The organism is Haloarcula sp. H-hyl2 (assembly GCF_056934385.1).
In genome coordinates this window covers 1641598-1661344 of the sequence record NZ_JBRIIJ010000001.1, presented here as the reverse complement: position 1 = coordinate 1661344, position 19747 = coordinate 1641598, and the positions used below count along the sequence as shown (strand labels likewise).

18 protein-coding genes are annotated in these 19747 nt (G+C 61.5%); 13 read left to right on the top strand and 5 right to left on the bottom strand.

Annotated elements, in window-relative coordinates:
• Nucleotides 1-494: 494 nt before the first annotated feature.
• The 4 genes from Hhyl2_RS08585 to Hhyl2_RS08570 all read left to right on the top strand — a co-directional run bounded on the left by Hhyl2_RS08585 (nucleotide 495) and on the right by Hhyl2_RS08570 (nucleotide 6172).
• Nucleotides 495-2897, top strand: a complete 2403-nt coding sequence (locus Hhyl2_RS08585) for a PAS domain S-box protein (RefSeq protein ID WP_483550327.1) — start codon at nucleotides 495-497, stop codon at nucleotides 2895-2897.
• Between the two features lie 109 nt (nucleotides 2898-3006).
• Nucleotides 3007-3684: a DUF7344 domain-containing protein gene (locus Hhyl2_RS08580; RefSeq protein WP_483550326.1), complete on the top strand. Its 678-nt coding sequence runs from the start codon at nucleotides 3007-3009 to the stop codon at nucleotides 3682-3684.
• A gap of 386 nt (nucleotides 3685-4070) precedes the next feature.
• Nucleotides 4071-5384: an RNA-guided endonuclease InsQ/TnpB family protein gene (locus Hhyl2_RS08575; RefSeq protein ID WP_483550567.1), complete on the top strand. Its 1314-nt coding sequence runs from the start codon at nucleotides 4071-4073 to the stop codon at nucleotides 5382-5384.
• Between the two features lie 98 nt (nucleotides 5385-5482).
• Nucleotides 5483-6172 (top strand): DUF1028 domain-containing protein, encoded by a 690-nt coding sequence (locus Hhyl2_RS08570; protein WP_483550325.1) that lies wholly within the window; start codon nucleotides 5483-5485, stop codon nucleotides 6170-6172.
• Nucleotides 6173-6210: 38 nt separating this feature from the next.
• Here the strand turns inward: Hhyl2_RS08570 and Hhyl2_RS08565 are convergent, their stop codons facing one another.
• From Hhyl2_RS08565 to Hhyl2_RS08550, 4 genes are read right to left on the bottom strand one after another with little or no spacing between them, the layout of a single operon-like run.
• Entirely contained in the window at nucleotides 6211-8331 is a 2121-nt protein-coding gene (locus tag Hhyl2_RS08565) for an ABC transporter ATP-binding protein (protein WP_483550324.1), read from the bottom strand.
• On the bottom strand, nucleotides 8328-9236 hold the full coding sequence (locus tag Hhyl2_RS08560; protein ID WP_483550323.1) for an ABC transporter permease: 909 nt from the start codon (nucleotides 9234-9236) through the stop codon (nucleotides 8328-8330). Before Hhyl2_RS08560 ends, Hhyl2_RS08565 begins: the two co-directional genes overlap by 4 nt.
• Nucleotides 9236-10189: an ABC transporter permease gene (locus Hhyl2_RS08555; RefSeq protein ID WP_483550322.1), complete on the bottom strand. Its 954-nt coding sequence runs from the start codon at nucleotides 10187-10189 to the stop codon at nucleotides 9236-9238. The genes Hhyl2_RS08560 and Hhyl2_RS08555 overlap by 1 nt, the downstream gene beginning before the upstream one ends.
• A gap of 15 nt (nucleotides 10190-10204) precedes the next feature.
• A complete protein-coding gene (locus Hhyl2_RS08550; protein ID WP_483550321.1) occupies nucleotides 10205-11884 on the bottom strand; it encodes an ABC transporter substrate-binding protein in 1680 nt (559 codons plus the stop codon).
• 128 nt (nucleotides 11885-12012) lie between these two features.
• Between Hhyl2_RS08550 and Hhyl2_RS08545 the strand changes: the two genes are divergently transcribed.
• The 8 genes from Hhyl2_RS08545 to Hhyl2_RS08510 all read left to right on the top strand — a co-directional run bounded on the left by Hhyl2_RS08545 (nucleotide 12013) and on the right by Hhyl2_RS08510 (nucleotide 18090).
• Complete coding sequence (locus tag Hhyl2_RS08545; RefSeq protein WP_483550320.1) at nucleotides 12013-13260, top strand: allantoate amidohydrolase; 1248 nt, start codon at nucleotides 12013-12015, stop codon at nucleotides 13258-13260.
• A gap of 275 nt (nucleotides 13261-13535) precedes the next feature.
• Nucleotides 13536-14351 (top strand): IclR family transcriptional regulator, encoded by an 816-nt coding sequence (locus tag Hhyl2_RS08540; protein ID WP_483550319.1) that lies wholly within the window; start codon nucleotides 13536-13538, stop codon nucleotides 14349-14351.
• A 720-nt stretch (nucleotides 14352-15071) separates the two neighbouring features.
• A complete protein-coding gene (locus tag Hhyl2_RS08535; RefSeq protein ID WP_483550318.1) occupies nucleotides 15072-15272 on the top strand; it encodes a hypothetical protein in 201 nt (66 codons plus the stop codon).
• Between the two features lie 186 nt (nucleotides 15273-15458).
• Nucleotides 15459-15857: a DUF2178 domain-containing protein gene (locus tag Hhyl2_RS08530; RefSeq protein WP_483550317.1), complete on the top strand. Its 399-nt coding sequence runs from the start codon at nucleotides 15459-15461 to the stop codon at nucleotides 15855-15857.
• Entirely contained in the window at nucleotides 15854-16045 is a 192-nt protein-coding gene (locus Hhyl2_RS08525; protein WP_483550316.1) for a helix-turn-helix transcriptional regulator, read from the top strand. Before Hhyl2_RS08530 ends, Hhyl2_RS08525 begins: the two co-directional genes overlap by 4 nt.
• A 149-nt stretch (nucleotides 16046-16194) precedes the next feature.
• Nucleotides 16195-16716, top strand: coding sequence for a DUF6653 family protein (locus tag Hhyl2_RS08520; protein ID WP_483550315.1), 522 nt, complete (start codon nucleotides 16195-16197; stop codon nucleotides 16714-16716).
• 113 nt (nucleotides 16717-16829) lie between these two features.
• Nucleotides 16830-17138 carry a hypothetical protein gene (locus Hhyl2_RS08515; RefSeq protein WP_483550314.1) on the top strand — a complete coding sequence of 103 codons (309 nt, stop codon included), beginning with the start codon at nucleotides 16830-16832 and terminating at the stop codon, nucleotides 17136-17138.
• A 265-nt stretch (nucleotides 17139-17403) separates the two neighbouring features.
• Nucleotides 17404-18090, top strand: a complete 687-nt coding sequence (locus tag Hhyl2_RS08510) for a helix-turn-helix domain-containing protein (protein WP_483550313.1) — start codon at nucleotides 17404-17406, stop codon at nucleotides 18088-18090.
• A 63-nt stretch (nucleotides 18091-18153) separates the two neighbouring features.
• On the opposite strand, the gene Hhyl2_RS08505 is transcribed toward Hhyl2_RS08510, so the two are convergent.
• Complete coding sequence (locus Hhyl2_RS08505) at nucleotides 18154-18513, bottom strand: Ig-like domain-containing protein (RefSeq protein WP_483550312.1); 360 nt, start codon at nucleotides 18511-18513, stop codon at nucleotides 18154-18156.
• 198 nt (nucleotides 18514-18711) lie between these two features.
• On the opposite strand from Hhyl2_RS08505, the gene Hhyl2_RS08500 reads away from it, so the two are divergent.
• Nucleotides 18712-19734, top strand: a complete 1023-nt coding sequence (locus Hhyl2_RS08500; RefSeq protein WP_483550311.1) for a DUF7544 domain-containing protein — start codon at nucleotides 18712-18714, stop codon at nucleotides 19732-19734.
• The last annotated feature ends 13 nt before the right edge of the window (nucleotides 19735-19747 follow it).

Here is a 19747-nt window from a genome sequence, read left to right as displayed (position 1 = left end):
CCACCGGATGACCGGCCTGTCGAAACAGGCCGTTCCGGTTCCAACCCGCACTCAGAGGGAACCGGCAGCATACCGGCGAAACTCTCGTTTTCTCCCTCGCTATAGGGCTGTGGCCCGGTCACTGAGGCCCCATCGGAATCCGTGTCATCGCCGTGTGACGAACAGACCTGGTTCGTCACCGCCCCTTGTCTGTTGGGGACCGGCATCTCACCGATTCCGTAGCAGTTTCCAGTCTGTCGGGCCACGACAAAAACGTTCGGTTGGTCATCCAGATCCGCCACAGTACGGCGGTGTATCGGTCGGAGTGTCCGCTCGACCCCCGCCTGTTCGCTCCTCGGTTCCGACTGGTGTCGGAACACTCGTCACTCACGGGAAGGCGGGGGTATGCGCTCGTATCTCTATCACGGGGGGTCACTGACCCCACCGCCAAGAAGGAAATCATATCAGATAATATATGGCGAGGAGTTTTCCATTGTGGTTGGCATATATCCAGTGTGGCAGATCAAGGTCGAGAGCCGCAGGAGTCAGAGATCCCCGAGAGCGACGATAGGTCAGTGTCGGCGGACGGAGAGCCCGAATTCTATCAGGAAATGGCTCTGGCCGTCGATCGTGGGCTCGTCTCTCTCACCGATGGGGGGACGGTCGTCTTCGTGAACCCCGCATTCGAGGAAATTATCGGCTACACGTCCGGCCAGATACTCGGCGACACACTGCTCGATTTGATGGCCGAACAGGCCGATCCTGGGGATTCGACGTTCCTGCGAGAAACACTCGCAACTGCCGATTCGGAGTTGGACGGCACCACTGTCGAAGTACCACTCTCGGATGCCGAGAACAGCGAGGTCTGGGTGACGATCGACTTCAACGGGCATACCTACGGCGGCCAGCGCTACTTCACGGGGCTGGTCGAAGAGATATCGGATCAGCGAGGACGAGCACACGAACTCGAACGCTACGAGAACATCATCACGAACCTGCCACTGGGAATCTATCGGACCGAGACGGGGTCAGACGGTCGATTCCTGGAGGTGAATCCCGCCCTGGCCGAGATACTTGGGGTGGACTCACCCGATGCACTGATCGGTCGAACCCCTCGAGAGTTCTACACCGACTCTCGGAATCAGGACGCGATGCGCCAACAGATTCGGGCGGATGGGATACTCGAAGACGAAGAACTGGAGATCGAAACCGAGGATGGGACGCGGCGCTGGATCTCCGTGACTGCGATCGAACACGAGGTGCGTGGTGAGCGTTACATCGACGGGGTGATCACAGACCTCACTGGGAGAAAACAACGCAAGCGTGAGCTTCGCCAACAACAAGAGACAATCGAGGCAATCGTCTCGAAAATACCGGGCGTTCTGTTTGCACTCGACGAAGACGGCGTCTTCACGCGGTCTGAGGGGCGCAGTCTCCACGCGATCGGTCTCGAACCCGGGGAAGCGGTCGGGGAGTCGATCTACGAGATGTACGCCGGTTTCCCGAATATTCTCGATGACTTTCGGGACGCCCTCGATGGCCACCAGACCGACGATGTGGTCGAACTGCAGGGGAGAGTGTTCGAGGTGAGCTTTCAGCCGGTCCTCGACGACGGGACCGTCGAACAGGTCGTCGGGTTCGCGTACGATATCACAGAGCGGGTGGAACGGGAGCGAGAACTCAACCACCAGCGCCTCGTCCTCGACAGAGTGAAACGTATCCTCGAGAGTCTGCGGCCACTACACCGCAAACTCACCCGTGCGTCCACACGCGAGGAGATCCAGCAGCTCACCTGTGATACGCTGTCGACGTCGGAATCTTATCTGTGTGCGTGGTATGGTGAGTACGGCCCAGTGACAGAGCAATTCACGCCCGAGGCGTGGGCAGGTATCGACGACCAGTTTTTCGAGGGGAGCGGGCCACAAGAGATAGATCGCGATCCGGTCCAGATACTCGCTCGCCAGGCGATCCAAGACCGGACGGTCCACGTAGTCCAGGATATTCTTTCCAGCTCAGAACGAGAGTCGTGGCGGGATGACGCCCTTGCCCGTGGCTATCAATCAGCCGCAGCCGTTCCAGTCGTGTTCGGTAAGACAATATACGGCGTCCTTGGCATCTATTCGGCTCGACCTGATGGATTCGAGGACTACGAACAGGAGTTGCTCCGCGAGTTAGGAGAACGCATCGGCCACGCGATCCATGCCGTCGAGAACAAGCGCCTGTTGCACACGGATACCGTCGACGAACTGCGGTTCACGGTCGCACCCGAAGACGCGACGGTCGCTCCTGTGACCACCGAACTCGGGTGCAGCCTGGAGTTCGAGACCATACTCCCGGCCACCGAACAGAACGCTCTCGTTTACGCCAGTGTCGAGAACGCTGATCCCGAGCGTGTCGTCGAGTGGCTCGACGACACAGAGCGTATCGATCGTGCACGAGTCGTCCACTCTGTCGCGAGTACCGGACTTATCGAATACAGCGTTCGTGGAACACCGGTGGTGACACTGCTTGAATACGGAGCCACAGTGACGACCAGTTCAGTCACAGACGGTGAACAGTCCATCGTCGCACAGGTATCGCCCGATACTGATATCCCGGCACTCGTAGCCAACATCCAGGACAAACACCCGAACACGACGTTCGATTCGAAGCAGACTCGTGAACGGGCCTCGGGTGCAATCACGCTGTCTCACGATGCTCTCGACAATATACTCACAGACCGGCAACGTGAATGTCTCCAACTGGCGTATTTCGGCGGATTCTTCGAATCACCCCGGCATTCGACAGGCGAAGAACTCGCTGCTGCACTGGATATCTCCTCACCGACGTTTTATCTCCACATCCGGAACGCACAGCGTCGGATTCTCGACGCGATAGACGAGATGGGTCTCTTTGACTCATCAGTGTCGAATGAGTGAACCCGAAGACTAGATGTCTAGGAGACGAGTCGAACTACCAATTCGAGATATCTAGTCGACTAGAGGCACCATTCTATGCGGACTAACAGAGACTTGTGGGTGATTGATTATGCCCGGCCTACACGGCGTTCGGAGGACTGTCGCTGCGATCGTTCCACACTCGATCAAGACCAGTCAGCGGCTCACTCGGACAAATGGTGGCGCTGAGAGAGGCAACGAGGTGGCTGCGCCAGACCGAGATGTCGAGAGTCGTCTCTCGAAGGTGACTGACTCCATCAACCGCACGGTCACCACTGACGAATCATCCACATCTATGTCGATAGACGAGGCGTGCGAGATACTGGAGAACGAACGCCGTCGGTTGGTGATAGAGTATCTCCAGTCCCACTCCGGCGAGATATCACTCAGAGAGCTCTCGGCACACGTCGCTGCCATCGAGAACGACAAACCGGAGAAGGCGCTGACCTCGGCCGAGCGCAAGCGTGTCTACGTAGGACTCTACCAGTGTCATCTCCCGAAATTAGATGCGATGGACGTGATCGACTACAATAGTGATCGAGGGACACTCCAACGAGGACCGAAAACAACGGCCTGTTTGCAACATCTGCAGGCACTGCAGTCCGAGAATCAGACCGCCAGCTACGCTCACACGCTGGTGATCGGTGGCTGGATTGGCGTGCTGACCACGGTGGGACTGACAGGTCTCTCTACCGGAGCGCCGCTGCTTGTATTGGTTGTTCTTGCTGGTATCGCCTACGTGACAGGCTACTATTCGAACGAATCATGAGGAGGTGCCAAAACTGTGTGGTCGTATCCCGTACCGTAATCACTATATATGGGTAAAAACTAGCGCCAGATAAATTCTAAATTTGCTAACTGCGATCATATATGGCAAATATGGTAATATATACACTCTCTAAAGTTTTAAAATCCCGATCTATGGTTCGTTCTGTTTGTAAAGAGCATTCGAATGTACATCGATAAACTCCCAGGGGTAAACGTACGGTATGGATTATACGCTGAACAGGCGCAATACCACGGCCTTCAGGCCGTGGATACGCGCCGTCACTTCGTGCCACGTTCCACAGACTTCGACAGGGCTGGATATTCCACCGTTCTCAACCCCAAGATTCACAAGAGAAGCGAGTATAAGCGATTATACAGCGTTTCATGATGCTGGATTTCCACCGCACCCATCGAGCGAAAATCCGTAACCACTCACAAGTGGGGGAGTCGCTCAACCGGCACGGGTGGTCAGCCAGCAAACTCTGGAACGTCGCCAACTACCACTCCCGAGAAGTCTGGGAGGACACGGGTGAGATTCCCGACCACGAAGAGTTGAAAGACGAGTTGAAGACTCATCCAAAGTACAAGGGACTGCACAGTCAGTCCAGTCAGCGGGTTCTGGAGGAACTCGCTGAAGCCTTCAACTCGTGGTACTCCAGTGACGATGACAGGGACAATCCGCCCGGCTACCGCAAAGAAAACTACTACGACGACCAAGGCCGCCGCGTCCACGAAGAACACCCACGCAGTACGGTGACGTGGAAGCAGAACGGCATCCGTCACGACACCAAAAACAACCGTGTGCGCCTCTCGAAGGGCGCGAATCACAAGGAACACCCGAAAGCTTGGGAATACATCCTTGTCGAATACGAGACACGACCCGGCGTCGAGGTTGAGAACCTGCAACAAGTCAGGGCGGTCTACGACAGCGCGAAGGAGCGGTGGGAACTGCACCTCGTCTGCACAGACGAAATTGAGACTTCCACCGCGCCCGGTAACGAGACAGCGGGTGTTGACCTCGGCATCAGCAACTTCGCGGCGGTCGCGTATAGCACCGAGCAAGCCGACCTCTACCCCGGCAACCGCCTGAAACAGGATGGGTACTACTTCCCGAAGGAGATTGCCAAGTGCGACGACAGCGGTGGTGACAGAGCCACGCGATTGCACAAGAAGTGGTCGGAACGGCGCACCCACTTCTTCCACTCCTTGGCGAAACACATCGTCCAACGGTGTGTCGAGAAGGGCGTTGGCCGTATCAACGTCGGAGACTTGGAAGGCGTCCGTGAAGACAAGAACGGCGACTCGAAGAACTGGGGCAAGCAGGGCAACCTCGACCTGCACGGCTGGGCGTTCGACCGCTTCACCAACATCCTCGAATACAAGGCAAAGGTCGAGGGAATCGAAGTCGAAGAAGTGTCCGAACGAGACACAAGTAAAACGTGTTGCGTGTGCGGTACGGAAGACGATAGTCAGCGTGTCGAACGCGGTCTGTATGTGTGTGAGGCGTGTGATGCGGCGTTCAACGCTGACATGAACGGGGCGGAGAACATCCGTCTCAACATCAACGAAAGTAACTCCGAGTCCTCGCCCGGTTTGGGTGGGGATAGGAGTACCGGCTGGTTGGCACAGCCCGGAGTCTACCTGTATGACCTCTCCTGCGGATTCCAACCGCAACGAGAGGTGGTGGACTCTAAACCTTAATATCCCAATCTCGGGATTCCTCCGCCTTCAGGCGGAGGAGGATGTCAATCGACAGCACAGGGAGAACATATACACCCTCCCCAGAAGTACAGGGCGGTATGAGACACTCACCCGGGACGTTCTCGATAGCCGCACGCGACCCAGCGACCGATACGTTCGGTGCTGCAGTGACCACGGGGACTGTCGCCGTCGGTGCGACGTGTCCGTACGTGAGCCGTAACGGTGCGGCCCTGACACAGGCGTTCACGAAGACCGAACACGGCCGGGACGCGATCGCACGAGTCGACAGCGGTGACCGCATCGAGGACGCCTTCGAGGCGCTGCTGGCGGCCGACGACCACGCCGGCTATCGGCAGGTCCACGGCGTCGGCGCGGAGAGCGAGTTCGCCTTCACTGGCGAGCACTGCAGCGGCTGGGCCGGACACCGAACTGGAGCGGACTACACCGTCGCCGGGAACCTTCTCGCGGGCCCCGACACCGTCGACAGTGTCGCGGAGGCGTATGTCGGGACAGACGGCGACATGTCCGAGCGACTCGTCTCGGCGCTGGAGGCCGGCGTCGCGGCCGGCGGCGACGACCGCGGCGAGATGAGCGCGGCGATCCTCGTCCACGCGCCAGCGCCGGAGTTCTACCACAATCTCCGGGTCGACCTCTCCGAGACACCCGTCGCAGATCTCAGAACGCTGCTCGAAGAAGCCAGGGAAGCGAAAGCCCGGATCGAAGCCGAGACCGACGAACTGTTCGAGAACTATCCCGAGGAACTCCTCGACTTCGGTGTGAAGTACTGAGGCCGCCGGGTTCGGTGTGCCCCCGGCGGTGGTTACGATCAGTCTGAGCCGGTCGGACCCGGCTCGCGCTGTTGCGGAGCGATGAACGAGTCACGTTCGCTCATCTCCTCGGTCGAGAGATGACACGATATCTGGTGGTCCGAGCCGTCTACTGGCTCCAGGGCCGGTACGTCCTGCTCACAGACGTCGCCGATCTTCTTCGGACAGCGAGTCTGGAACGGACAGCCCGACGGCGGGTCGATGGGGCTGGGGACGCTCCCTTCCAACAGTATCCGGTCGGTCTTCCGGTCCGGGTTCGCGTGTGGGACCGCCGAGAGGAGACTCTCGGTGTAGGGGTGGAACGGCGCCGAGAAGACGTCCTCGATGCGGCCGAATTCGGCGATCTTCCCGAGGTACATCACGGCCACCCGGTCACAGATGTGCCGGACGACGCCGATGTTGTGGGAGATGAACAGGAACGAGATGTTCTCCTCGGCCTGGATCTCGTTGAGGAGGTTGAGGATCTGTGCCTGCACACTCACGTCCAGTGCCGACACCGGCTCGTCACAGACGATGAGTTTCGGCTCGACGGCCAGCGCGTGGGCGATAGCCACCCGCTGTTGCTGGCCGCCGGAGAACTCGTGGGGGTACTTCTCCGCGGCGTCCCCCGAGAGGCCGACCCGTTCGAGGAGGTCCCTGACCCGCTCGCGCTTCTCCTCCCCGGTCGCGATGTCGTGGCGCTCCATGGCGCGGCCGATGATCCGCCCGACGGGCTTTCTGGGGTTCAGCGAGCTGTGGGGGTCCTGGAAGATGATCTGCATCTCACGGCGCAGACTCCGCATCTCCCGTGAGCCGAGTTCGGTGATCGGCTCGCCCTCGAAGGAGACCGTTCCCTCGGTCGGTTCGAGCAGCCGAAGTACGGTCCGGGCGACGGTGGATTTCCCACAGCCGGACTCACCGACGAGGCCGACGGTCTCACCGGGGTAAATATCGAAGCTGACACCGTCGACAGCCTTGACGTACCGGCGTTCGAGCGTCGGGAGGCCGCCACCGTCCCGGACGAGCCGGACGTTCCCGAGGACGCCCTCGCCGGCACTGAAGTGCTTCTTGAGGTTCTCGACCTCGAACAGCGGCTCGCCCGACCGATCGATGTCGGTCCGGCCGTGACCGGTCTCCGCGGCCGTACTCTCCGAGAGGTCGAGGTCCTCGGCGTGGATACATGCGGCACGTGAGGACCCCTCGCCGACCGGTTCCAGCGACGGGTCGCCGCCGGTCCGACACGCCTCGGTGGCGTGTGGGCACCGGGGCGCGAAGTTACAGCCACTCGGCAAATCCTGGAGGTCCGGCATCGACCCGGCCAGCGTCGGGAGGTCGTCGTATTCGGTCTCGACCTCGGGAATCGAGTCGATGAGTGCCCGTGTGTAGGGATGTCGCGGCCGGTCGAACAGGTCCCCGAGCGCCGCCGTCTCGACGAGGTTGCCGGCGTACATCACGCCGACGTCGTCACAGGTCTGTGCGACGACGCCGAGGTTGTGCGTGATCATCAGGACGGCCGTCCCCTCCCGTTCCTGGAGCTCGTTGAGCAGGTCCAGGATCTTCGCCTGCGTCGTCACGTCGAGCGCGGTCGTGGGCTCGTCCGCGATGATGAGGTCGGGCTCACAGGAGAAGCCGATCGCCACGAGGACTCGCTGGCGCATCCCGCCGGAGAACTCGTGTGGGTAGTCGTCGATGCGCTCGCCCGCGTCCGGGATGCCGACGTCGTCCATCGACTCGATGGCGATGCGACGGGCCTCGGACTTGGAGACGTCCTGATGGCGTCGGACCGTCTCGACGATCTGCTCGCCGACGGTCATCACGGGGTTCAGCGCGGACATCGGGTCCTGGGGGATCATCGCGATGCGGTTCCCGCGCACGTCGCGCATCTCCTGCTCAGACTTCTTCAGGAGGTCCTCGCCGTCGAAGACGACCTCGCCGCCGGTGATCTCGCCGGGAGAGTCGATGAGCCGCATGATCGACCGGGCCGTGACGGATTTGCCCGCGCCGGACTCGCCGACGATGCCGAGCGTCTCGCCGCGGTCCAGGGAGAACGACACGTCGTTCGTGGCGACGACCGAACCCGACTCCGTCCGGAACTCGGTTCGGAGGTCCCGAACGTCCAGCAGTGGGGTGTTCGGGTTCATTCTATCGCCTCCACCTTCGGGTCGAGCACGTCCCTGAGCCCGTCACCGAGCATGTTGAACCCGACGACGGCGATACCGATCGCCAGCGCGGGGAAGAGCAACATCCACGGCGCGGTCTGCATGAACCCACGCCCGGTGTCGATCATCAGCCCCCACGACGGACGGGGCGGCTGTGCGCCCAGGCCGAGGAACGAGAGACTCGCCTCCGCCAGAATCGCGAACGAGACGTTCAGCGACCCCTGGACCAGGATCGGGGCCATGCAGTTCGGGAACACCTCGCTGAAGACGATCCGACTGCTGCTCTCGCCGCGGGCGACTGCGGATTCGACGTACGCCTCGTTGCGCTCCGAGAGCGCTGCGCTCCGTGAGACACGGGCGATGTAGGGCGTGTAGACGAACGCCAGCGCGATGATGACGTTTCGCAGTTCCGGCCCAAGCACGACCAGCAGCGTCAGCGCCAGCAACACTGGGGGGAACGCCATCGCGGCGTCCATGATCCGCATCAGGATCTCGTCGACGAGGCCGCCAGCGTAGCCGGCGACGACTCCGGTGACGGCACCGACGACCAGCGCGGCCCCGATGGACCCGAGTCCGACGTACAGCGAGATTCGACTCCCCAGGACGACGCGGCTGAAGATGTCACGGCCGAGGTCGTCGGTGCCGAACGGGTGGTCGACCGACGGCCCCTGAGTCCGGTCCTGGATGTTCGTCTCGTTCATCCCGTATGGTGCGATGAACGGGGCGAACGCCGCGACGAGGAACAGCGCCAGGACGATCGACAGCCCGATCATCGCCTTCGTGTTGCGCCGGAACTGCCGGGCGAACGAGCGGAGGCGCTCTCGCTGTGACTCCGACGGCCTGACCCGGTCGACGACGGACCGCTCGGTCTGCTGTTCGGTCGCCATCAGTTGTCACCTCCGTACCGGATCCGCGGGTCGAAGTAGGCGTACAGCAGGTCCGCCGCGAAGTTCGACAGCATGTATATCATCGCGACCACGATGATACAGCCCTGGATGAGCGGGATGTCGCGACTCTGGATGGCGGTCAGGGTCAACCGGCCGATCCCCGGCCAGAGGAACACCTCTTCGAGCACGACGACGCCGCCGAAGGCGTAACTGAACTGGAACGCGATGACGGTGATGACCGGGATGACCGCGTTCCGGAGCGCGTGTCTGAGCACGACGACGCGCTGGCTCATCCCTTTGGCCCGTGCGAGGTTGATGTACTCCTCGCTCAGGACCTCCAGCATCGACGAACGGGTCATCCGCATGATATAGGCGGTGAGCGCAAAGCCCATCGCGCCGGCAGGCAACACGAGCCGCTGGAGTGCTCCGACCGGGTCCTCCGTCGGCGCGACGTAGCCGCTCGTCGGGAAGAGGTTCAACCACACCGCGAAGACCAGGATGAACACGAGCCCCCACAGGAAGATCGGCAGGGAGATGCCCACGAACGCGAACATCGACGCAGTCACGTCTGGGGCCTCGTTCTGGTTGACGGCGGCGTAGACGCCCAGCGGGATCGAGAGTGCGACCGCGACGAGCGTCGCACTGACCGCCAGCAGCAGCGAGCGGGGGAGCCGTTCGGCGATGAGGCCCGCGACCGGGTCACCGAACCGGAGCGACTCGCCCATGTCCCCCTGCAGGAGTCCGAGTACCCAGTCGAAGTACTGGACGTACAGCGGGCGATTGAGTCCCAACTGTGCTTCGAGTGCCCGGATCGACTCCGCGTCCGCGTTCGGGCCCAGGATGACGAGCGCGACGTTGCCCGGCAGGATGTTGGTGACCGCAAAGGCGATCAGCGTCACCAGGAACAACGTCACCGTCATGAACCCGATGCGGCGAAGGACGTAGTTGTACATCGATCTCGGAGGCGGTCAGCGGTCGAGGTAGTTGTCGGCGAACTGGAGCGTCGAGCCGTCCGGCGCGCCGATGTCGCCTTTGTACTGGGAGGCCGCCCCGTAGAGGCTGGGTTGCCACCACAGCATCAGATGGCCAGCCCGCTCTTCGTGGAGGATCTCGGTAGCCTGGTGGTAGAGGTCGGCGCGTTCGTCCTCGTCGTAGATCGTCCGTGCCTCCTCGACCAGCGAGTTGTACTCCTCGTTGACCCAGTTCGTGAAGAAGAAGGCACCGTCGGGGTGCAGGAACTTGTAGAACGACACGTCGGGGTACCACAGCGCGAGGTACGAACTGGTCGTCGCCTGGAAGTTCTGGTCACTGTAGACGTCAGAGAGCCAGGTATTCCACGTGATCTGCTGGATCTCGAGGTCGATGCCGGCCTCGGCGGCGTTGTTCGCGATGACCTCCGCTGCCTGGACCTGCGTCGGGTACGACTGCGGGATCTTGAACGTCGCCGAGAAGCCGTCGGACATCCCCGCGGCGTCCAGATGTTCCTGGACACGGTCGAGATCCCGCCCTCGGGGTTCGATGTCCGGGTTCACCCACGGACTGCCGGGTGCGGCCGGCGAGGCGGTCGTCTGTCCGGTCCCGTACAGCGCGGCCTCGGTGACTTCCTCCTTGTCGATGGCGAAGTCCAGCGCGAGTCGGGCGTCCTTGTTGTCGAACGGCTCCCGGTCGCAGTTCATCCCCAGGTAGACGAGCGACTTGGGGAACTGCGTCTCGAGGCGGACGCCCGAGGCCTGCTCGACCCGCGAGACGTCGCGTGGCGCGATGCCGTTGATGAAGTCGTACTCGTTCGAGAGGAACGACTGCAGGCGGACGCTCGGGTCGGGAACCTCCTGTTTCGCGATGGTGTCGATGAAGGGCCCGTCCTCCTCGGAGGCGCCCCAGTAGTCCTCGTTGCGGACCATCGTGAACGAGGTTTCGATCTCCCGGCTCTCGAACTTGTACGGGCCGGTGCCGATCGGCTCCTCGACCATGTCCTGCTCGGTCTTCTCGGCCGGCATCACCGACAGCTCCGCGGTCGCCATCTTCGCGAGGAAGGGGGCGAACGGCTGGGTGAGCTGGATCTCGAAGGTGTAGTCGTCGGGGGCCCGCATCTCCTCGACGAAGTCGAAGAAGCCGGTCGCGAGGAAATCACCGTTCGCGACCCGCTCGTAGCTCGCGAGGACGTCTGCCGAGGTCATCTCCTTGCCGTTGTGGAACGTGACGTCCTCGCGCAACTCGAAGGTCAACAGCGTGTTGTCGTCCGACTGCTCGAAGGATGTCGCGAGGTGGGGCTCGATGGAGTAGTCGTCCTGCAGTGCGACGACCTCCTCGTAGATGTTCTCGAGGACCCGCTTGGACGCCGCCGAGGTGTCGATGTGTGGGTCTAGCCCCTGGACCGGGACCGCGCCGCCCCACTGGAGCGTGCCACCCATCTTGGGACTGCCACTCGCTTCGGTCGTGTCACCGCCGCCACTGCCGCCATCGCTACCGCCACCACTACCGCCGTCGCCCCCGCCGCTGCCGCCATCGCCGCCACCGGAACAGCCGGCGAGCGCTACCGTCCCCGTCGACAGTGCGGCACTGAGGAACGTTCGCCGCCCGACCCGGTCCTGGAGTCGGGGGGTCCCGCTGTTGGAAGTCGGTTCTGCCTCTTCGGTATCCTCTGGCATGTCTCACACCGAGGAAACCCCCAAATATAAATATTTGGGTCAGTGCAACGCCGATACCGATCGGAAGACGATATCAACCTTACCCAAACAATAATATACACGAAACTTCGAAGCGATAGGCACGTCTCATGGAGATCAACCAACGCCGACTCAGGAGCGATCTCGAACGGAACGCGGAATTCGGGGCTGTCCCCACGGACGAGGGTCGCGGACGGACAGTCCTCACCGGGACCGAAGCCGACAGGCGGGCCCGAGAGTTCCTCTGTGAACGGCTCCGCGACGCCGGACTCGCGACCACGATCGACGAGGTGGGCAACGTCGTCGGCCGGTGGACGCCCGACAGTGCCGACCCGGACGCCCCCGCCGTCGCGACTGGGAGCCACCTCGACTCCGTTCCGGAGGGTGGCATCTTCGACGGGCCGCTCGGCGTCTACGCGGGCCTGGAGAGCGTTCGCGCGATGCAAGACGCGGGTGTCGAACCCGTCCGTCCCATCGAAGTCGTCTCGTTCACCGAGGAGGAGGGCCAGCGCTTCGGCGGCGGCCTCATCGGCTCTGCGGTCGCCGCCGGCGACATGAGCGTCGACGAGGCACTGGATATCGAGGACGCCAACGGGATTCCCCTCGGCGACGCTCTCGCAGACATCGGCTACCGCGGCCGGGACCGCGTCGACGCCACCGAGTGGGACGCCTGGATCGAACTCCACATCGAACAGGCCGAGCGACTGGAAGACGAGAACGTTACAGCGGGCGTGGTCACGTCGATCGTCGGACTCGTCCGATGTCACGTCGAGTTCGTCGGCGAGACGGACCACGCCGGCGCGACGCTGATGGACGAACGCGCCGACGCCCTGACGGCAGCGAGTGAGTTTGTCCTCGACGTCGAAGCGGTCGCGACCGAGCGCCAGACGGACTCCGAGACAGCCGTCGCGACTGTCGGGAAACTCGACGTCTCCCCGAACGCCCCGAACGTGATCCCCGGGCAGGTCACGCTCACCGTCGACGTCCGTGACGTCGAGTACGATTCGATCGAGCGAATCATCGACGAGGCCGACGAGCACCGACGGACGATCGAGACGGGGCGACCCGTCGAGACGACGATGGCACGCCCGTGGGACCGGCCACCCATCGGGATGAGCGAACGCTGTCGTGAGGCACTCCACGCGGCCGGCCGAGATGCCGGCATCGAGACCCTCGATCTCCACTCCGGGGCCGGCCACGATACGATGCACATCGCCGACGTGACCGACGCCGCACTTCTCTTTGCTCCCTCCCGAGACGGAATCTCGCACAACCCACTCGAGTGGACCGACTGGGACGACTGTGCTGACGCGACACGTGTTCTCGCCGGTGCGCTCGCCGATCTCGCACGGTCGTAACGCTCCGCAGACGCTCCGATCCTCCCTGGCAGCGCTGATCCCCACCCCTGACAGTCGTCTCTCGATCGCCCACATCCTCGACGTTTTCCAGCAAATGAGAACGCGATACGTAGACCACGTGAAACGGCGAATAATCCCGGCTCACTCCCTTCCCTGCCCGAATTGTGAATTGATATCTGATCTACCTGGGCTAAATCCCATCTGAGAGCAGTGCTATCGAAATAGTGAGTTTGTGAAATACAAACAGCTATGTGCGTGCAGGTCCGTGATACAGTATGACGACCGGCCATACGAACGGTTCGCCGCGAACCCTCAAGACGGTCTCACGTGCGTTCGAGATCATCCGTGCACTCGAGGAGTTAGACGGCGCTGGCGTCACCGAACTAACCGAGCATCTCGGGCTTTCGAAGAGCGTCGTCTACAACTACCTCAGCACGCTGCGCGAGGAGAAATTCGTGATCAAGCGGGGTGATACGTACCAACTCTCGTTGCAGTTCCTGCTCGTCGGCGAGTACGTACGGTACCAGAATATCCTCTTTCAGGTTGGCAAGCCCGCACTCGACGATCTCGCGGAGAAAACCGGCGAATTCGCGCATCTCTCGGCCGAAGAGCACGGCCTCGGCGTCAACCTCTACAAGACGAGTGGGGAGAAAGCCGTCGGGAGTGAGTATCAGGTGAGCAAACTCCAGCGTGCCGACTTCATGCACTACTCGGCGACGGGGAAGGCGATACTCGCACACCTTCCGCGTGAACGGGTCGAGTGGATCGTCGACACCTACGGCCTCCCGGCGAAGACCGAGTCGACGATAACTGATGCGGATTCCCTGTTCGACGAACTGGAAACGATACGTGAACGCGGCTACGCCTTCAACGAGGAGGAGGAGATCACCGGGTTACACGCCATCGGTGCGCCTGTGCAGAATCAACACGGTCGAGTACTCGGCTCGATAAGCGTCTCGGGCCCAGTCCGGCGGATACAGCAGTCCGGCTATCACGAACAGCTCATCGACGACGTGGTCAACACTGCAAACATCATCGAAGTGAAGATCAATATGGAAGAGACCGACGACGAGTTCCCGACGTTCAGTTGAGCGAGCGAGACGGTCTGTCGGGCGGAAGGAATATCAAACGTACATCTGTTATCCACCAGTTCCACGTTGCGGAGTTTCCAGAGTAAGTCGTGGCAACGAATATGCCGATAGCTATCGCCGCTTCGAGCTCGCTCAATTCGAATCTTGGAGTGTATTGGTGATATCTAAAAATAAAAGTGACAGAATTGGACCTTATATATTCATAATAGTAGTTTATGCGAGTAAATTAGCAATTACAAAAATAAATCGGTTCAGAAAGACATCAAAATGTAGAATAACGAAATATACGGGGGTGAAATAGGAAATATGGGTCTAGAGTTGGGCTAGAGAACTATACTTGTCTTCGACGAGTGTGTGTCCGGCAGCGTCTGTAGCATGATCTGATGGGCTCAGCTGATGAACGGCGATGAGTGAGTTTGTACCGTGAACGCGGTGTTCGAGGTGTAGATTACGCGACTCACCGTCTCAGAGACGGTGCAATCCGCTCCAGTCACACACAAGCGTCATCACACCGAGTGCGGCTGCCGGGTTCGCATCCAACGAACGGCCCGACCGACTCGTCGACTTCTGGACCGAGAACCGAGCACGGACTTCCCGCTTCCACCACACGGTCGTCGAGAGCGGGGCTGCCCAACAGCTTGGGTGAAACCATACCCACCCGCTCCGCCGATTGACGTGTATGGTAGCGGGACGCCCCGGCCGATTGGTAGGGAATATTGAATGAATAGCCTCTGGTCACGCGACAATCAGCGACTTGTACACGTCGTCTTCGCGACGATTCTCGGGGTGTACCTCTACTCGCCGTTCGGGGACGTCGCAGTCGTCGCGCTCGCGGTGCAGGTACTGGTCTTCCCCGCACTCGCGCTCTCGGGCCTGTTGATGTGGAAGGGACACACGATACGGAGACGACTCGGTCGATGAGAGAGCACGAGTATCAGCGGGAACCGGAACCCGCATCTCGAAAGATAGCACTCGACTAGTGGTGGGAAATGAGCGGTATGCAGCCAGCGCCCGAGGGAGCCCGTAGAATCGGTAGATTGATTATTGGATGTAAAGTACGCTTTACTGTAAAGGAAGCTTTACACCAAACCGAAACTGGACCAACCTATGTCCCCGAACGACAATCCCGAACGGACGTATCGATTCCTGTACATCGGCCTGTGGGCCCTCTCCGGTGTCTCCCTCGGCAGTGGCATCGTCGCTGGATACCCACTCGTCGGCGTCGGCGCGTTTGTCGCGCTCGCACTGACCGCACTCCTCGTGTACCGACGATACGACGGTCCACTGTTCGACGAACGTGACGAACGTCAGCAAGCCGCAGCGAGTAAGCGCACGCTACGTGTGATGGGTCTCACTTCGGCTCTCGTCTTTCCCGGGACGACCGCCCTCTGGGCGCTGGGCGTCGTCGAGTGGCCGCTCTGGCTCACTCCCATCGCGTTCTTCGTCGCAGCGCTCGCGTTCGTCCACGTGGGTAGCACGATGTACGAGTCGGCACGGACAGCATGAACAACGCGGTCTACGAGCGTCGGGAGGCACGCACCCTGACACAGCGAGAACCGGCCTCGAACGTCGGCGTCACTCGACAGAGCATCAACGCAATCGACCGGGGCCGATACGATCCGAGCCGCGACCTCGCGTTCAAACTCGCCACGGGGTTCGACTGTCGAGTCGAAGAGCCGTTCTGGCTCGACTGAGTCGCCGGGGGAGGTACGGGCGGCGTTTTCTGGTCGTGGTGATTCGAGGAGCGGCGGGACAGTCACGTTACAGCCATCGACGTGGTATGAGAATATAAAAACAAAATATTTTTGTATTCGCAGATGAACCTATACAGCAGAGAAACCCGATGAACGTCGAAAAATCGCTTGCGAAACTGTTCGGGCTCGAGGGCGACGAGTGGCTCCGACATGCCAATCCACGGAGCGTCTACTCGCGATTCACCGTGCTACCACTCATCGTCGCGTCTGCGTGGTCCCGTATCTGGATCGGGGACTACTTCGTGGTCCCACTGGGGCTGACGCTGCTCTGGACGTTCTTCAATCCACGTCTCTTCGAGAGACCGGCATCGCTGGAGAACTGGGCCTCGAAAGGCGTCCTCGGTGAGCGGGTCTGGCAACAGCGGGAAGCGTACGAAATCCCCCGTCTCTTCGCCATACAGACCCACCTGTTGAACGTTATCCAGGTTGTCGGTCTCGTACCGTTTATCTGGGGGATGTACACGCTGAACTTCTGGATGGCCATGACGGGGATGTCCGTCGCCTTCCTCGCCAAGACGTGGTTCTTCGATCGGATGGTGTGGCTCTTCGAGGATATGCGCCATCTGGACGACGTTCGATCCTGGATCGAGCCGGATTCCACTCGCGGCTGAAGTCGTATCTTCTCTTGGGTCCCGTGGAGCGATCGGCTGGTTGCTCGCCCGGCGTATTGGTCCCAATTTCGGCTCAGATCTTCGCGATTTCCTGGTCGACTGCGTCACGGGCGATGAGTCCCTTCGCGATATCGACGCCAGCAGCACTGAACAACTCCGAGTGGCGGGAATTCGAGATCCCTGCGGGCAACGGCATCGGACAGGTTCGCGACCTCGCGATGGGCGGTGAGCGAATCGACCTCGACGGGTCTACGTCCGATGCACTCACAGCGCCGGAGACACTTCCCGGTGGGTCGCGAGACGTGGTGCTGAAGACCGAGACGGCGTACTCGCAGGGATTCTGGAAACCGTTCGATGGATTTCGCTTCGGGAGCCCGGCAGCCGTCGGCGCGCCCGGTGCTGGCGAGGACCGTGCTCCGTGACGCGGTCGTCGAGTGCATCGAAACTGACCGGGACGGGCGTGCTCAGAGATGCTGTCACGGCGCGTGTCACGCTTCGATGTGGTGTCGGCGGCGCTTGTCGTCGTGACGGCACTCGCTGTAATCGGGTCCGAGGTGGTACTGGACCGGTAGCATGACGCGCGGGCCAGGGGGACTCGATTTGGTCGGTCACTTGTGCCGCGAGTGGGCGAGAAACTGCCGGGACAAACAATTGGACAAATGCTATACTCGACCGCCTCGACTGACGATGTGTGACGTGCGTCCACACCACGACCACGGGGATCCACCGATGATCCACGCTCGGTTCCGCCTGTGGCTTCGCGACGGACTCTGGATTTCCGAGGTGTCCCGGGCGTTCCCGGATGCCACCCTCCGACTGCTGACGGGTGTTCCTCTGGGTGACCGGACGCTCGAACTCGGAGAGACACAGGCCGACGATCCGAACGCGGTCGTCGACACGATCGACGACCACCCCGATGTCCTCGAACACGAACTGCTCCACTGCGACGCCGAGCGTGCGCTCTCGAAGTACGAGACGCGAGACCAGGCGCTGTTCGAATTCCTCGGCGCGAGTTCCCTCCTCCCCGAGTTCCCGCTCACCGTCGAGGCCGGTGTGATGACGTTCGCGATAACCACTAGCCAGGAGGGCTTCGACGACTTCGGTGATCGACTGGACACCAGTGGGCTGCGGTACGATCTCCTGTCGGTCACTCACCGCGACCGGTCGGACGACCCGCTCACCGACCGACAACTGGAGTGTCTCAGCACCGCCGAACGGATGGGCTACTTCGAGGTCCCACGCGACTGCACGCTCGCCGAGGTGGCTGACGCCCTCGGCGTGGACACGTCGACGGTCAGTGAGACGATCCGGCGCGGAACCGCGCGAGTGCTGGAGCAGTTCTTCGTGGAGCAGCGGCGCTCCAACCGCCAATGAAACTGCAATTTCACTCCCGCCCTGGGGGGCGGGATTCTCTCCTCGCAGAAAGATAGCCAGCGGTCAGCCGTGTCCTTCTCCGACAGTAACGGATTCGTCACCGAGTTCGACGACGATGGTTCGCTCCGGTGTGTCGCCGATTCGCACCTCGCCAGTGGCTGTCTGGCCGCCGTCGACTGTCGCCGTGACGACGTACCGACCGGCGGGCGCCAGGTGGAACGAACAGCCTGTCTGTCCGGCTCCGAGTCGGTAGGTCTTCTCGTGACAGCGACGTCCGTCCTTGGCAACCGTGATCCGGACTTCGTGGGTCGTCTCTCGACTCGCGTTGTGGACGTAGAGGTCTTCGCGCCGGCGGCGCCACCGTGTCGTCGACCCGAGAACGGAGCGACAGCCCGGGACGCGAATGGAGGGCAAGTCGGGCATACGTGGCTGGTCGGACAGTGAGTTCTTATACCCAGCTAATGGTTCGATACTGCTTTGAGTCCGGCGCTGGCCGAGGGAACCCGTCTACTGCTCCGTCGTGGGTAATCCACCGTTACGCTACTGCTCGTGGGTACTGGCAGTTCGCAGCGAGGAGTAACTATCGAGTAACTATGCATAACGGAGCTGACAGCACGACGTATGACCTTACACGCGCTCGAAGACATCGACGACGCACTCGACGCGACCCGGTCGCTGTTGTGGCCAATCGACCGCACCCTGTGGGTCAAGCTCGCGGTCATCGTGTTCTTCGTCGGCGGGCCAGGCGCGAATCTCAATGCCTTCCAGTACAACGTTCCGGCCGACGGTGAGGGACCGCCCGGCGAGGTACCGATGCCGCCGGATATCGGCACGAACATCCTGCTCGTCGTCGCCGCGATCGTCGCACTCGGTCTCCTGATCGGCCTCCTGTTCTTGCTCGTCGGGTCGGTCATGGAGTTCGTGCTCGTCGAATCACTGCGGCAGGAGACGGTGGCCATCCGCCAGTACTGGGGGACGCGCTGGCGGCAGGGCGTTCGTCTGTTCTCGTTTCGCCTGGTCGTCGGGCTCCTCGTCTTCGGTGCCGGGGCCGTCCTGGCTGCGCTGGTCCTCCTCCCGGTGTTCGTCGGGGCAGGACCGGGCCCCAGCCCCAGGTTGGTCGGCCTCTCGGCTCTCGGGTTCCTGTTGCTGCTCCCTGTCGTCGTCGTCCTCGCGATCGTGGTGGGTCTGGTCAACGGCTTCACGACGGTGTTCGTCGTCCCGGTCATGATACTCGAAGACTGTGGCGTGATTGCAGGATGGCGGCGGCTTTGGCCGACGATAACCGACAATATCTGGCAATATCTCGCCTACGCCGTCGCCGGGTTCGTCCTCAATATCGTCGGGGGAATCCTCGCTGCCATCGTGACTGGAATCGCTCTCCTCGTTCTTCTCATTCCCTTCGGGATTCTGGGCGCCATCGGTGCGGCCTTGCTGGCGGTCGCACCGCCGTTCGGTATCGGTGTCCTGGCGCTGGTCGGTCTGTTGTTCCTCGTCTCGGTACTCGCCGCCGCCGCGCTGGCGCAGGTACCCGTCGTAACGTATCTCCGCTACTACGCGTTGCTCGTCCTCGGTGACATCGAAACCGACCTCGATCTGATTCCTGAACGTCGGGCGAAAATACGTGAGCAACCGGCGACCGACTGACCGATGAGCATCT